The following is a 14,486-nucleotide window of genomic DNA, read 5'->3' on the forward strand; positions in this document are numbered from 1 at the left end:
TCAGTTGGAGAAGTGGTGTGTGCCGGAGGCCGCGGCGAAGACGGCGCAGCCGTCCTCCATCCGCAGGAACTCCGTCGCACCGTGGGTTACTTGCGTTCGCTTGTCGGCGGGAATCCATACCTCCGCCGTGGTGTTGGCGGGCAGGGTGAGCGTGAGGCGGAAGCCCGCGGAGTCCGTCTTCCAGTGGGTGGTGACCGGGCCGTAGACCGCGTCGAAACTGCCCTGGGCCTCGGTCACGCCGCCGCCGGGGCGCGGGCGGACGAGGATCTTGCGGAAGCCCGGGTCGGCCGGAGCGATGCCCGCGATGTTCGCGTACATCCATTCACCCACCGAGCCGTAGGCATAGTGGTTGAAGGAATTCATGCCGGCGTCCTGGAAGCTGCCGTCCGGCTTGATGGAGTCCCAGCGCTCCCACATCGTCGTGGCGCCCTTGTCGATCTGGTAGCCCCAGCTGGGGAAGGACCGCTGGACGAGGAGACGGTAGGCGACGTCCGTGTGGCCGGTGGCCGTCAGGACGGGAAGCAGTCGCGGGGTGCCCAGGAAGCCCGTCGACAGGTGCCATTCCTTGGACTTGATGAGCTCCACGAGACGGGCGGCCGCCGGTGCGCGGTCGCTGTCGGCGAGCAGGTCCATGGACAGGGCCAGGACGTACGCGGTCTGCGTGTCGCCCTTCACCCGGCCGCCGCCGGTCACGTACGCGGCGCGGAAGGCGTCACGGACGCTGCCGAAGAGCTTCTTGTACGGGGCCGGGTCCTTGCCGAGCGCTTCGGCGGCCCGCCCGACCAGGTCGGCGCTGTGCGCGAAGTAGGCCGTGCCGATGACGTCCTTGGGCGTCTCGTCCTGGATGTTGAGCCAGTCTCCGTAGCCCTCGGCGGGGCGCAGATATCCGGAGCTGTGCTTCTCCAGGTAGTCGAGCCACTTCAGCATCGAGGCCCAGGACTGCTCCAGGACGCGCGTGTCCCCGTACGCCTGGTAAAGCGCCCAGGGGACGGTCACACCGGCATCGCCCCAGCCGGCCACTCCCTTGCCGACCGTGCCGATGAACGGGGCCACATCGGGGAAGGCGCCGTCGTCGGGCTGCCCGTCGCGCAGGTCGTCGAGCCACTTGGTGAGGAAGCGCGCCGACTCCATCGTGTAGGCGGCGGTCGGAGCGAAGACGTTGATGTCACCGGTCCAGCCGAGCCGCTCGTCACGTGCGGGGGTGTCCGTGGGGATGGACAGGAAGTTGCCGCGCTGGCCCCATGTGATGTTGCTGTGCAGCTGGTTGAGCATGGGGACGTCGGTCTTGAAGTCCATGGTGAAGGGGGCCGACGTGTGGATCACGCGGCCCACCACGGCGTCGCGCGGTGGCCTGCCCGGGTAACCCGTCACCTCCACGTAGCGGAAGCCGTGGAAGGTGAACCGCGGCTCGAACGTCTCCTTGCCGCCGCCCTTGAGCGTGTAGGTGTCCGTGGCGCGCGCGGTCCGCAGATTGGTGGTGTAGATCGTGCCGTCGGGGTTGAGGACCTCCGCGTGGCGCAGCTGGACCTTCGTGCCGGCCTTCCCGGAGACGGTGAGGCGGACCGCGCCGACCATGTTCTGGCCGAGGTCGAAGACGAACACGCCGGGCTTGGGCTCACTCACCTTGCGGGTGGAGATCTCGCTCTCCACGCGCGTGTGCCCGTCGATCTGGGCGACGACAGCGGCCTTGACCTTGTCGACGGCGTCGGCCGCGACCCAGTCCGAGTCGTCGAATCCGGCGCGCGTCCAGCCCGCTGTCTCCAGGCGGGCGTCGTAGTCCTCGCCCGACAGGAGGTCGGCGGCGGTCACCGGGCCCGTGGCGGCGCGCCAGTCGGTGCCGGACAGTACGCGGTCGGTCGAGCCGTCGGTGTACGTGACCTCCAACTGGCCCAGGAACGCGGGGCGGTCGCCGTACTGGTGCGGGCCGAACATGCCGACGTTCCCCGCGTACCAGCCGACCGCGACCGTCACGCCGAGCGCGTTGGCGCCGGACTTGAGCTGCTTGGTCACGTCGTACGTCTGGTACTGGACGCGCTTGTTGTAGTCGGTCCAGCCGGGTGCCAGGCGGTCGTCGCCGACGCGCTCGCCGTTCAGCCAGGCGTCGTAGAGGCCAAGGGCCGTGGAGTACAGCCGGGCCCGCGCGACGGTCCTGCCGGGGCGCAGGCGGAACTCGTGGCGCAGTTGGGCGGCGGGACAGTGGTTGGGGGCGACCTTGCCCCAAGGTCCCGAACCCCAGGGGGCGAGGACCTTCGACGCCGGCCAGGAGCCGTCGTCGTACTCCGCCGACCGCCAGTCGCCCGAGGGCTCCTTGTCGGTGCTCTTCCACGTGCCGTCGGTGGCGAGGGTGTGCACGCCGTCCGCGGTCGTCACCTCGAGCAGGCCGAGCAGGCCGGCGGGACCGGTCGTGGCATTGGTGGCCGAGACGGCGACGACCGCCGGGCCGGGGCGCAGTTGGGAGGTCACGTCGACGACCGCGGGCCGGCGCCAGTTGTCGGCGGCGCTGTCCGCTTCGGCGTGCGCCACCTGCGTGCCGTTCACGTACGCGGTGTACCCGTCGTCGGCCGTGGTGACGAGACGTGCGCGAGTGACCCCTTCGGGGACATCGACGCGGCCGCGGAACCAACGGGTGGCCGCCGGGGCGCTGTTCGCGGGGTCACCCTCGGGGAACCAGATCCACGAGGCGTCGTCCAGGGCGGGCGCGCCGACGAGGGACGCGGGTGCGCCGATCCACCGTGCCGTCCAGTCCTTCTCCCCGGAGAGCCCGGTCTCCCACCAGGAGGGCTCACTCCACTCGGAGGCCGTGCCCGCGCTGTCCCAGACCCGCACCGACCAGTAGTAGCGCGTACGGGACTTGAGGGCGGGGCCCGCGTAAGGGACCAGGACGGAGTCGCTCGACGCGACCTTGCCGCTGTCCCAGACGTCGGGCTCGGTGAGGCGGCCCGGGGCGGTGGCCACACGCACGTGGTACGCGCTCTGTGCCTGGCCTTCCTTGGTGGACGCCAGAGGCCAACTCAGCCTCGGACGGGGCACGTCGAGACCGAGCGGGTGTCTCACGTACTCGACGGTCGGTCTGGTCACGCGTAGGGCCCGGCCCCCCGCGGAAGGGGCGGCATGGGCCGTCGGAACTGCCCCGGCGGCCATCGCCGTTCCCAGGGCGGCCGTGGCGGTGGTGCTGAGCAGTCGTCTTCTGCTGATCACAACTTGACTCCGTAACGACTCGACGATGAATCGTTTCACGAGAGGCGAAGCTAGGGAGAGCGCCAGCTGATGTCAAGGGGGCTGGTGTGCTTCGCCCTTGGTGCGTCAAGTGGCGAAAGGATTTTCAGGGCACGCCCATTGACGCCGTAGTTGGTGCGGGTTTAGCTTCCCTGAAAATTGATTGAAACCTTTCACGCCGAGTGTCCGGCGGGTGACTCCTGATGACGCCCGACCCCTGACCGCCGGCGCCCGATGCCTGTTCCTCCATGCCAGAAGCCGCATGCCCTTCGTGACCGATCGGTGCTACCTATGAGAGAGCCCCCCGTCCTTGCCGTGCAGGGCCTGAGCAAGTCCTTCGGGGCCGTGCGCGCCCTGCACGACGTCTCCCTGGAGCTGTACGCCGGTGAGGCGCACGCCCTCGCGGGCGAGAACGGCGCAGGGAAATCCACCCTCATCAAGACCCTCGCCGGGGTCCACAGGCCGGACACGGGAGAGCTGACGCTCGACGGGTCCCCGGTCGTCTTCCACGGCCCCGGCGACGCCAGGGACGCGGGCGTCGCCGTCATCTACCAGGAGCCGACGCTCTTCCCCGACCTCTCCGTCGCGGAGAACATCTTCATGGGGCGCCAGCCCCGCCGTTCGCTCGGCCGCGTCGACCACAAGGCCGTGCACGCCGCGGCTGACGCGCTCTTCAAGCGCCTGGCCGTGGACCTCGACCCCGACCAGCCCGCGCGCGGGCTCTCCATCGCGGACCAGCAGATCGTCGAGATCGCCAAGGCGCTCTCCTTCGACGCCCGGGTCCTGATCATGGACGAGCCGACCGCCGCCCTCACCGGCAGTGAAGTGGCCCGCCTCTTCGGTGTCGTGCGCACCCTGCGCGAACAGGGCGCCGCCGTCCTTTTCATCTCGCACCGCCTCGAGGAGATCTTCGAGCTGTGCCAGCGCGTCACCACGCTGCGGGACGGCGGCCTGATCGCGAGCGAGCCGCTCGCCAGCCTGACCGAGGACGATCTCGTACGCCGCATGGTGGGCCGCGACCTCGACGAGCTCTACCCGAAGCAGGACACCCAGGTGGGCGAAGTCGCCCTCAGCGTCCGCCGGCTGACCCGTGAGGGCGTCTTCACCGATGTGTCGTTCGACGTGCGGCGCGGCGAGATCGTCGGGCTCGCCGGGCTCGTCGGGGCCGGACGCAGCGAGGTCGCGCGGGCCGTCTTCGGCGTCGACAAGTGGGATGCCGGAACGGTCGAGGTGCAAGGGAAGGCGCTGCTCAACGGCGCGCCGAGCACCGCCATGGCCGCCGGTCTCGCGCTCGTCCCCGAGGACCGGCGCGCCCAGGGCCTGGTGATGGACATGTCCATCGAGCGCAACATCGGGCTCACCGGACTGCGTACGACGGTGCGCGCGGGCCTCATGGACCGCGGCGCCGAACGCAGCCGCTCGCTCGACTGGGCGGTGCGCCTCCAGGTGAAGTACGCGCGCATCGCCGACGCCGTCGGCACCCTGTCCGGCGGCAACCAGCAGAAGGTCGTCCTCGCCAAGTGGCTCGCCACCAGGCCCCAGGTGCTGATCGTCGACGAACCGACCCGCGGCATCGACGTCGGCACCAAGGCCGAAGTGCACCGCCTGCTCTCCGAACTCGCCGCCGACGGGGTAGCGGTCCTGATGATCTCCTCCGACCTGCCCGAGATCCTCGGCATGGCCGACCGGGTCCTCGTCATGCACGAAGGGCGGCTCACCGCCGAGATCCCGCGCGCGCGGGCGACCGAGGAGTCCGTGATGGCCGCCGCCACAGGGAGGACGGCATGAGCGTGACCACCCAGAGCCCGGCACCCGCCGTGGACCCGGAGAAGGCCGGGGCCACCCGGCTCGTCGACCGCGTCTTCAAGATGCGCGAACTGGCCATCCTGCTGGTCTTCCTGGTGATGATCGGCATCACCCAGGCAGGAAACAGCGAGTTCCTGTCCGAGCAGGGCATCAAGGACCTGCTCCTCAACGCGACCATCCTCGTCCTCGTCGCGACGGGACAGGCCCTCGTCGTCATCACTCGCAACGTCGACCTGTCGGTCGGCTCCACGCTCGGGATCAGCGCCTTCGCCGCCGGCAACTACCTCCAGGGCGGCGGCGACTCGACGGTCGCGATCCTCCTGGCGGTCGCGCTCGGCGTCGGCTGCGGCCTGCTCAACGGGGCACTCGTCAGCCTCGGCCAGGTGCCCGCGCTCGTCGTGACCCTCGGCACCCTCTACATCATCCGGGGCGTCGACTCCATCTGGGTCGGCTCCCGGCAGATCACCGCGTCCGACCTGCCGGCCGGCTTCGTCGACTTCGGCTCCGGCGGGATCTCGGCCGTGCCGTATCTGGCCCTGATCGCGCTCGCCGTCCTGGTCGCCGTCGCCTACTACCTGCGGCACTTCGGCGGCGGACGCGAGCTCTACGCCCTCGGCTCCAACCCCGAGGCCGCACGCCTCGCAGGCATCCCGGTACGCAAGCGCATCCTCGCCGCCTACACCGCGTGCGGAGCGCTCGCAGGACTCGCCGGAGCGCTCTACCTGGCCCGCTTCGGCAACGTCGACTCGGCCACCGGCAACGGCTATGAACTCACCGTCGTCAGCGCCGTCGTGGTCGGCGGCGTCGTCTTCACCGGCGGCTCCGGGAGCGTCTACGGCGCGGCACTCGGAGCCCTGCTTCTGACCTCCATCAACAGCGTGCTTCCCGCGCTCGGCGTCAGCTCCGTGTGGGTGCTCGCCATCAACGGCGTGCTGCTCGTGCTGGCCATCGCCGTCGACCGGATCGTCGCCCTGCGCGTCGCCAAGGCCCTGAAGAAGAGGAACGCCCGCCATGGCTGACCCCAAGGCTGACACCAACGCCAACCGGCTCACGCTCACGAGGGCCGTCCGCTGGGACACCGTTGTCGGCGCTCTCCTTGTCGTACTCCTCCTGATGTCGTTCTCCTTTGTCGACGGTTTCGGGAACGCCCTCAACCTGTCGTTCCTCATCGGCAACACGCTGCCCATCGCGCTGATCGCCCTTCCGATGACGCTCCTCGTCGTCTCCGGAGAGATCGATCTCTCGGTGGCCTCGACGGCGGGGCTCTCCGGAGCCGTGATGGGCGCGCTCTGGAACGCGGGGATGGCCATCGAGACGATCATTCCGATCGTTCTCCTCATCGGAGTCGTCTGCGGCCTGGTCAACGGCCTCCTGGTGACCCGTCTCGGGCTGCCCTCGCTCGCCGTCACCATCGGCACCATGGCCGCCTACCGGGGCATCGCACAGATCGTCCTCGGCTCCGACGCCGTCACGGACTTCCCCTCGCAGTACCTGGACTTCGCGGCCGGACAGGTCGGCGACACCTTCCTGCCGTACGCCTTCCTGCCCTTCCTCGCGCTGCTCGCGATCGCCGTCGTCGTCCTGCACGCCACGCCCTTCGGGCGCTCGCTCTTCGCGATCGGCGCCAATGAGGAGGCGGCCCGGTTCGCCGGTGTGCGCGTCAAGCGGCACAAGCTGTGGCTGTTCGTCGCCACGGGCCTCATGGCCTCGCTCACGGGCGTCTTCTGGGCCCTGCACTACGCGAGCGCCCGCTACGACAACGCCACCGGGCTCGAACTGTCCGTCGTCGCGGCCGTACTGCTCGGTGGCATCGACTTCGACGGCGGCAAGGGGACCCTGGGCGGCGCGATCGCCGGAGTCTTCCTGCTCGGCGCGCTGCAGAACGCGATGAGCCTGCTCAACGTCTCCGCGCAGTCGCAGATCGTCGTCACCGGCGTGCTGCTCGTCGTGTCCGTGCTCGGGCCGCGCGTGGCCCGGCAGATCGCCGTCGCCCGAGCGGGCCGCCGCGCCGCCGCTCCCGCCCGCTGAACCCCTCGTACCGTCGACACGTCCGAAAGGGACCAACGATGCTCTCTCCCCGCCGCTCCGCCCTCACCCGCGCCTGCGTGACACTGGCCGCCGTCACCTCGCTCGCCCTCACCGCCACCGCCTGCGGCGGCACCACCAAGGAGTCCTCGAAGAACGACGACGCGGGCAAGGCCTCGAACGCCAAGGCCGACCCGGGCGCGGCCACCAAGAAGGGCCTGACCGTCGCCTTCCTGCCCAAGCAGGTCAACAACCCGTACTTCACCGTCGCTGACAAGGGCGGCGAGAAGGCACTCAAGGAGCTCGGTTCGACGTACAAGGAGACCGGCCCCAACAGCGCGACCGACACCAGTGGGCAGGTCTCCTACGTCAACACGCTCACCCAGCAGCAGGTCGACGCCATGGCCGTGTCCGCACAGGACCCCGGCGCCCTGTGCACCGCCCTCAAGCAGGCCATGAAGAACGACATCAAGGTCGTCACGTACGACTCGGACACCAACCCCGGCTGCCGTGACGTGTTCGTCTCGCAGTCCAGCGCCGAGGCACTCGGCCGCACCCAGGTGGAGCTGCTCGGCAAGCAGCTCGGCTACAAGGGCGACATCGCGATCCTCTCCGCCGCCCAGACCGCGACGAACCAGAACACCTGGATCGGCTTCATGAAGGACGAGCTGAAGAAGCCCAAGTACAAGAATATGAAGCTGGTGAAGACCGCCTACGGCAACGACGACGCCCAGCAGTCCTTCCAGCAGACCCAGGGTCTCCTCCAGGAGCACCCGAAGCTGGCCGGGATCATCTCGCCGACGACCGTCGGCATCAAGGCCGCCGCCCAGTACCTTTCGGGATCGAAGTACAAGGGCAAGGTGAAGCTCACCGGCCTCGGCACCCCCAACGACATGCGTCAGTACGTGAAGAACGGCACCGTCGAGGGCTTCGAGCTGTGGGACCCGGCCAAGCTCGGCGCACTCGCCGCGCACACCGCCGTGGCCCTGAAGTCCGGCCAGATCACCGGCAAGAAGGGGGAGAAGTACGAGGCCGGAGACCTCGGCAGCTTCACCATCGGTGACAAGGGGGTCGTCGATCTCGGCGAACCGACCGTTTTCGACAAGAAGAACATCGACCAGTACAAATTCTGAGGGGATCGCAGGCGGCGGTGCACAAGGCACCGCACGAGCAACGGAACAAGGGGACGCATGGTCGGCATCAAAGACGTGGCGAAGCACGCCGGCGTGTCGGTGGGCACCGTGTCGAACGTGATCAACCGCCCGGACGTGGTCTCCGAGGAGACCCGCCACCGGGTGCAGTCCGTGATCGAGCGGCTCGGCTACGTCCGCAGCGAGTCCGCACGGCAGCTGCGCGCGGGGCAGAGCCGCATCATGGCGCTGCTCGTGCTCGACATGGGCAACCCCTTCTTCGTGGACGTCGCGCGCGGTGCCGAGCGGGCCGCGCGCGACGCCGGGCTCCGCGTCATGATGTGCAACAGCGGACAGAGCCCCTCCGAAGAGGCCGAATATCTGGCGCTCTTCGCCGAACAGCGGGTCCGGGGCGTCCTGCTGACCCCGGCGGACGCGACGGGACGCAACATCGAGGCGTTCCGCAGGCACGCCATCCCGTTCGTCCTGGTCGACCGGGTCGCCGAGGGCGCCACCGAGTGCTCCGTCTCCGTGGACGACGTCCTCGGGGGCGCGCTCGCGGTGCGCCATCTGGTGGACACGGGCCACCGCAGCATCGCGTACGTGAGCGGGCCGCCCGGACTCAACCAGGTCAAGGACCGCAGGCAGGGAGCGCTGCAGGCCCTGGCCGAGGCCGGTCTGCCGGCCTCGGCGCTGCGGGAACTGCCCACCGAACGTCTCGACGTGGCCGCAGGACGCGACGCGGGCGCCCGCGTCCTCGGCCTCGCCGAGCGGCCGACCGCCGTCTTCTGCGCCAACGACCTGCTCGCCCTCGGGGTGCTCCAGGCGATGTACGCGGCCGGGGTGAGCGTGCCCGAGGACATCGCCATCGTCGGCTACGACGACATCGAGTTCGCCGCGGCCGCCGTCGTCCCGCTCACCTCCGTGCGCCAGCCCGCCATCAAGATGGGTGCGATGGCCGCGGAACTCCTCCTGGAGGAGACCGAGTCGGACGCCGAACCGGAGGAGCACGATCACCGGCGTGTGGTGCTCCAGCCGGAGCTCGTCGTACGGCGCTCCAGCCTGACACCCCGCTGACCATCCCTGCGGCGCGTGTGCTGAACTGGGCGAAGTGTCCCGTTCCGCACACGCCCAGGAGCCCCCTTGACCGTCACCGCCTCCTACCGTCAGCCCGGTGTGGTCCTCACCGACCACCGCTTCTCCGTGCCCCTCGACCACGACGACACGGCGGGGGAGCGGATCGAGGTCTTCGCCCGCGAGGCCGTGGCGAGCGCGCACGAGAGCGCCGACCTGCCGTGGCTGGTCTATCTCCAGGGCGGCCCCGGTTGCGGGGCCAACCGGTTCGTGGGCAAGGAGGCATGGCTGGGCAGGGCCCTGCAGGACTACCGGGTGCTGCTGCTCGACCAGCGCGGAACCGGCAGCTCCACCCCGGCCACGCGCCAGACGCTCCCGCTGCGCGGCGGCCCCCGCGAACAGGCCGACTACCTCCTTCACTTCCGCGCCGACTCCATCGTCCGGGACTGCGAGCTGATCCGGCGCGAGCTGACCGGCGCCCCCTGGACCGTGCTCGGCCAGAGCTTCGGCGGCTTCTGCGCGACCCACTACCTGTCGGCGGCCCCCGAAGGCCTGCACACCGCCCTGATCACCGGCGGCCTGCCCACGCTCGACGGCCACGCGGACGACGTCTACCGCGCCGCCTACCCGCGCATGGAACGCAAGAGCGCCGCCCACTACGCCCGCTACCCCCAGGACGTCGAGCGTGCCCGCCGCATCGCGGCCCACCTCGCCGAGCACGAGCCGGTCCTGAACGGCGGCTACCGCCTCACCGTCGAGGCGTTCCAGTCCCTCGGCATGCTGCTCGGCACCAAGGACGGCAGTCACCGTCTGCACTACCTCATCGAGGACGCCTTCGTACGGACGCCATCGGGGCCCGCCCTGTCCGACGCGTTCCAGGAAGACGTGCAGGCCGCCCTGTCGCTCAGGAACCGCCCGCTCTTCGCGCTGATGCACGAGACGATCTACGGTCAGGGCGAGCGGCCCACCGACTGGTCCGCGCAGCGGCTGCGCGGTCAGTTCCCGCAGTTCGACCCGGGCAAGGCGCTCGCCGGGGACGCGCCGCTGCTGTTCACCGGGGAAGCCGTCCAGCGCTGGCAGTTCGACTGCGACCCGGCCCTGCGGCCGCTGCGCGAGACCGCCGAGCTCCTTGCCGCACACACCGGCTGGGCTCCCCTGTACGACACGGCACGCCTCGCCGCGAACGAGGTGCCGGCCGCCGCCGCCATCTACCACGACGACATGTACGTGGACACCGACCACTCCCTGCGCACCGCCCGCTCCATCCGTGGCCTGCGCACCTGGGTCACCGACGAGTACGAGCACGACGGCCTGCGGGTGGGTTCACCGCGCGTCCTCGACCGGCTCCTGGCCCTCGCCCGGGGCGAGGTCTGATGAGGCGTCCGCGACGGGCCCCGCGAAGCTAGGCTGCGGGCATGACAGAGCCGTTGGATGTGAACGACCAGCTCAGCCCCATGCCCGAGGACTGGCAGCGTGCCCTCGCCGTCGTCGCCCACCCGGACGACCTGGAGTACGGCTGCTCGGCAGCGATCGCCGGATGGACGGACGGCGGGCGCGAGGTCGCCTACCTCCTGGCCAGCCGTGGCGAGGCGGGCATCGACACCCTCGACCCCGCCACGTGCGGGCCGCTGCGCGAGCGGGAGCAGCGGGCCAGCGCGGCCGTCGTCGGCGTGTCGACCGTGGAGTTCCTCGACCACAAGGACGGCGTGATCGAGTACGGGACGGCGCTGCGCCGCGACATCGCCGCCGCGGTGCGCAGGCACCGGCCCGAGCTCGTGATCACGCTCAACCACCGCGACACGTGGGGCGGCGTCGCCTGGAACACCCCGGACCACGTCGCCGTGGGCCGTGCCACCCTCGACGCCGTGGGGGACGCGGGCAACCGGTGGATCTTCCCCGAGCTGATCGAGGAGGACGCCCTCGATCCCTGGAACGGTGTGCGCTGGGTGGCCGTCGCCGGTTCGTCGTCGCCCACGCACGCGGTGGACGCGACGGCCGGGCTCGAGCGCTCCGTGCGCTCGCTCCTCGAACACCGCACGTACATCGTGGTGTTGACGCAGGAGGACCCCGAGAAGTACTGCCGCGAGTTCCTCACGGGCAACGCCCAGCGGGTGGCGCCGCGCTTCGGCGGGAAGCCCGCGGTGTCCTTCGAGGTCTTCAGCCGCTGAGCCACCGCCACTACGCTGACGGCACGTCCATCACCTGACGGGACGTCAGAAACGTAGGCAGGAGCTGGTGCTGGATGATCGACACCATCGGCACGGACATCCCGGAGGGTGAGGAGCGGCTGCGCCTCGACATCGAGGACGGCCTGGGCATCCTCACCCTCTGCTACCCGCAGAAGCTCAACGCCTGGAGCTGGGAGGCCACACGCCAGCTCGGCATCTTCGCCGACCGGATCCGCTTCGACGACTCGATCCGGGCGGTGCTGCTGCGCGCGGAGGGGCGGGCGTTCTGTGCCGGGATCGACGTCACCGCACTCAACGGCGGTGCGATCGAAGGCCGTTCGGTGTCCGAGCGCACCCGCAACTACTACGAGGGCATGCGCTGGGTCCACGAGCGATTCCGCACGTTCGCGCGCCTCCCGCAGCCGGTCGTCGCCGCCGTGCAGGGGTACTGCCTCGGGTTCGGCTTCGAGCTCGCGCTGATGGCGGACGTACGGATCGCGTCCGACGACGCGGTGTTCGCGCTGCCGGAGGCGCAGATCGGCGTCGCGGTGGACGCGGGCGGTGATCTGCGCATCGCGCGCGACGCGGGCGCGGGCTGGGCCAAGCTGCTCTCGCTCACCGGGCGCCGTATCGACGCTGCCACGGCCGAGCGGCTGCGGCTCGTACAACTCGTCACGCCGGTGGACGAGTTGACCAAGACGGCCCGCGAGGTCGCCGCGGAGATCGCGGCGAACGCCCCGCTGGCCGTCCAGGGCATCAAGCGCGGCATCGACGCCTACGCGGACGCGGGGATGGACGCGGCCCTCGACCGGGTCGCGCTGAACGCGGCGATCACGCTGACGTCGGAGGACTCACGTGTCGGATACGCGGCGAAGGGGGAGCGGAGAGCGGCTGCTTTCGAGGGTAAGTAGGCCCGGGGACAGGCCTTTTCCCGGGGACGACCTGTCCCCGGGGGGCTGGCCTACCCCTCGAAGGGTCCTCGCCCCATCTGCTCGCGCACCGTCACCACCTGCGGGCTGACCAGAGTGCGCCGCTGCCAGTTCGCGCCGTCGACCACCAGCGTGTGCCCGGTGATGAAGCGCGCGTAGGGCGAGGCGAGGAAGGTCGCGGCCCAGCCCAGTTCACGCGGGGCGCCGACGCGCAGGGCGGGCTGGCGGGAGCTCAACTCCCGCTGTCGGTCGCCCGATACGCGGTCCTGCGCGGGCGTTGCCCGGTCGAGATTGCCGCGGATGTCGGCGGTCATGTCCTCGTGCGGCATCAGGCCCGGCACCAGGCCGTTGACCTGGATCCCGTACGGACCCCACTCCACCGCCAGGCTCTCGACGAGACTCTTCACGCCCGCCTTGGCCGCCGCGCTGTGCGCGAAACCAGGTCCGCCCGTCCACGCGTACGACGCCCCGATGTTGATGACGGAGCCGGGCGTGCCGGCCGCGAGATGGCGGCGGCCGAACTCCCGTGTCATGAAGAACGTCCCGGTCAGGGTGATGTCCACGACCGAGCGCCACGCGTTCGGGGACATGTCCTCGGCGGGCACGGGGAAGTTCGCCGCCGCGTTGTTGACCAGGACGTCCGGCAGTCCGTACGCCTCCTGCGCCGCGTCGAAGACCTCGGCGACGCGGTCCGGGTCCCGGATGTCGCACGGCACGGCCGTCACCCGGCCGCCGAGGCCCGCGAGTTCGTCCCGCGCCGCCTTCAGCCGCTCCTCCTTGCGGCTCGCGATCACCAGATCCGCCCCGAGCCGCGCGAACTCCGCGGAGATCGCCTTGCCGAGGCCTGTCCCGCCGCCGGTGACGAGGACGACCGTCCCGTCGTACGTCCCGTCCGGCAGCGCGCTCGCGCCGGACGGGGGAGGCGTGGGAAGTCCCTGCGGTGGCGTCGTCGGTTCACTCGCGTGGTCCGTCATGGGGGCATCGATATCGCGGAACGCCTCACATCTCCATGCCCGCAGGGAGATCACGCGCACTCACGGAGCCTCCGCCCCGTGACCCGGGGCGCGCCCTGCCCACCAAGGGCGAGCAGGAGATCAGGCTCGCTCCTTCGCCCGGTGGCGCGCCGCGACGGTCTCGTCGATGTCACCGAGCACGAGCTCGTGGTTGATCATGAGCCCGGCCTGGTAGCCCGCGGCCGCCGCGCTGACCACCTGCACCTTGGGGCCTGTCGCGTTGCCCACCGCCCACACGCCGGGGACGCTCGTGCGGCCTGCCGCAGCCACGGCGGGGTAGGGGCCGAAGGGCGTGTCCTGCGTGTCCGCGCCGAGGCCGGTCAGCAGATCGTCACGTGGGGTCGTCCCCGCCTCCACGAACAGCGCCGAGCGCGGGACCACCCGGCCGTCGGCGAGGCGCACCCCCGTCAGGCGGTCGTCGGCCACGTCGAGTGAGGTCACCTCGCCCTCCACCACGGTCACGCCGGCGGCGTCCAGCCTCTCGCGGTCCTCGGCGGTCAACTCCCGCACCGTGTGCAGGAAGAGCGTCACGTCCTTCGACCACTGGGTGACAAGGAGCGCCTGATGGACACCCGTCACGGGCGACGCGATCACGCCGAAGGCCTCGTCCCGCACCTCCCACCCGTGGCAGTACGGGCAGTGCAGGACATCGCGCCCCCAGCGCTCGGCGAGGCCCCACACCCGCGGCAGTTCGTCGACCAGGCCGGTGGCCACGACGACGCGACGGGCGTGCGCGGACCTGCCGCCCGCGAGGTCGACCTCGAACTCCCCGCCGCCGTCGGGCCGTACGGCCGTCACCCGGTCGTCGACGAGCTCCACGCCGTACGCCTCGACCTCACGGTGCCCCACGGCGAGGAACTCGGCCGGCGGCATCCCGTCCCGCGACAGATAACCCTGCATGTGCGCGGCGGGCGCGTTGCGCGGCTCGCCCGCGTCCACGATCAGTACGCGCCGCCGGGACCGGCCGAGGACGAGCCCCGCGCTGAGCCCTGCCACTCCGCCGCCGACGACGACCACGTCGTACGCGGTGCTGTTGCTGTTGGTCTTCCGGTTGTCTGCGGCCTGGGTCATCGTGACCACCTCCACGCAGACCGTCGCACCGACCATGCGGTATTGACAATCAAC

11 protein-coding genes are annotated in these 14,486 nt (G+C 70.6%); 8 read left to right on the forward strand and 3 right to left on the reverse strand.

The annotated features are described in order from the left end of the window. Positions 1-3,198 carry an alpha-L-rhamnosidase gene (locus AC07AG_RS30145; RefSeq protein WP_478759272.1) on the reverse strand — a complete coding sequence of 1,066 codons (3,198 nt, stop codon included), beginning with the start codon at positions 3,196-3,198 and terminating at the stop codon, positions 1-3. Positions 3,199-3,507: 309 nt separating this feature from the next. On the opposite strand from AC07AG_RS30145, the gene AC07AG_RS30150 reads away from it, so the two are divergent. From AC07AG_RS30150 to AC07AG_RS30185, 8 genes are all read left to right on the forward strand, one after another. Continuing rightward, complete coding sequence (locus tag AC07AG_RS30150; protein WP_478759273.1) at positions 3,508-5,004, forward strand: sugar ABC transporter ATP-binding protein; 1,497 nt, start codon at positions 3,508-3,510, stop codon at positions 5,002-5,004. After that, on the forward strand, positions 5,001-6,041 hold the full coding sequence (locus tag AC07AG_RS30155; RefSeq protein ID WP_478759274.1) for an ABC transporter permease: 1,041 nt from the start codon (positions 5,001-5,003) through the stop codon (positions 6,039-6,041). Before AC07AG_RS30150 ends, AC07AG_RS30155 begins: the two co-directional genes overlap by 4 nt. Next, positions 6,034-7,050: an ABC transporter permease gene (locus AC07AG_RS30160; protein WP_478759275.1), complete on the forward strand. Its 1,017-nt coding sequence runs from the start codon at positions 6,034-6,036 to the stop codon at positions 7,048-7,050. The genes AC07AG_RS30155 and AC07AG_RS30160 overlap by 8 nt, the downstream gene beginning before the upstream one ends. A 38-nt stretch (positions 7,051-7,088) precedes the next feature. Continuing rightward, positions 7,089-8,180, forward strand: a complete 1,092-nt coding sequence (gene rhaS, locus AC07AG_RS30165) for a rhamnose ABC transporter substrate-binding protein (RefSeq protein ID WP_478759276.1) — start codon at positions 7,089-7,091, stop codon at positions 8,178-8,180. A gap of 57 nt (positions 8,181-8,237) precedes the next feature. Continuing rightward, positions 8,238-9,254, forward strand: a complete 1,017-nt coding sequence (locus AC07AG_RS30170) for a LacI family DNA-binding transcriptional regulator (protein WP_249591897.1) — start codon at positions 8,238-8,240, stop codon at positions 9,252-9,254. Positions 9,255-9,320: 66 nt separating this feature from the next. Continuing rightward, the gene (locus AC07AG_RS30175; RefSeq protein WP_478759277.1) at positions 9,321-10,625 is read left to right on the forward strand and encodes an alpha/beta fold hydrolase; all 1,305 of its coding nucleotides are present in this window, start codon (positions 9,321-9,323) and stop codon (positions 10,623-10,625) included. Positions 10,626-10,666: 41 nt separating this feature from the next. Then, a complete protein-coding gene (locus AC07AG_RS30180; RefSeq protein ID WP_478759278.1) occupies positions 10,667-11,419 on the forward strand; it encodes a PIG-L deacetylase family protein in 753 nt (250 codons plus the stop codon). A gap of 74 nt (positions 11,420-11,493) precedes the next feature. After that, positions 11,494-12,330 carry an enoyl-CoA hydratase/isomerase family protein gene (locus AC07AG_RS30185; RefSeq protein ID WP_478759279.1) on the forward strand — a complete coding sequence of 279 codons (837 nt, stop codon included), beginning with the start codon at positions 11,494-11,496 and terminating at the stop codon, positions 12,328-12,330. A gap of 50 nt (positions 12,331-12,380) precedes the next feature. Here AC07AG_RS30185 and AC07AG_RS30190 read toward each other — a convergent pair whose 3' ends face one another. Then, complete coding sequence (locus AC07AG_RS30190; protein WP_478759280.1) at positions 12,381-13,322, reverse strand: SDR family oxidoreductase; 942 nt, start codon at positions 13,320-13,322, stop codon at positions 12,381-12,383. Positions 13,323-13,442: 120 nt separating this feature from the next. Next, positions 13,443-14,432, reverse strand: a complete 990-nt coding sequence (locus AC07AG_RS30195) for an NAD(P)/FAD-dependent oxidoreductase (protein ID WP_478759281.1) — start codon at positions 14,430-14,432, stop codon at positions 13,443-13,445. Between the last annotated feature and the right edge of the window lie 54 nt (positions 14,433-14,486).

The sequence above is a fragment of the Streptomyces sp. NPDC044044 genome (assembly GCF_056434405.1).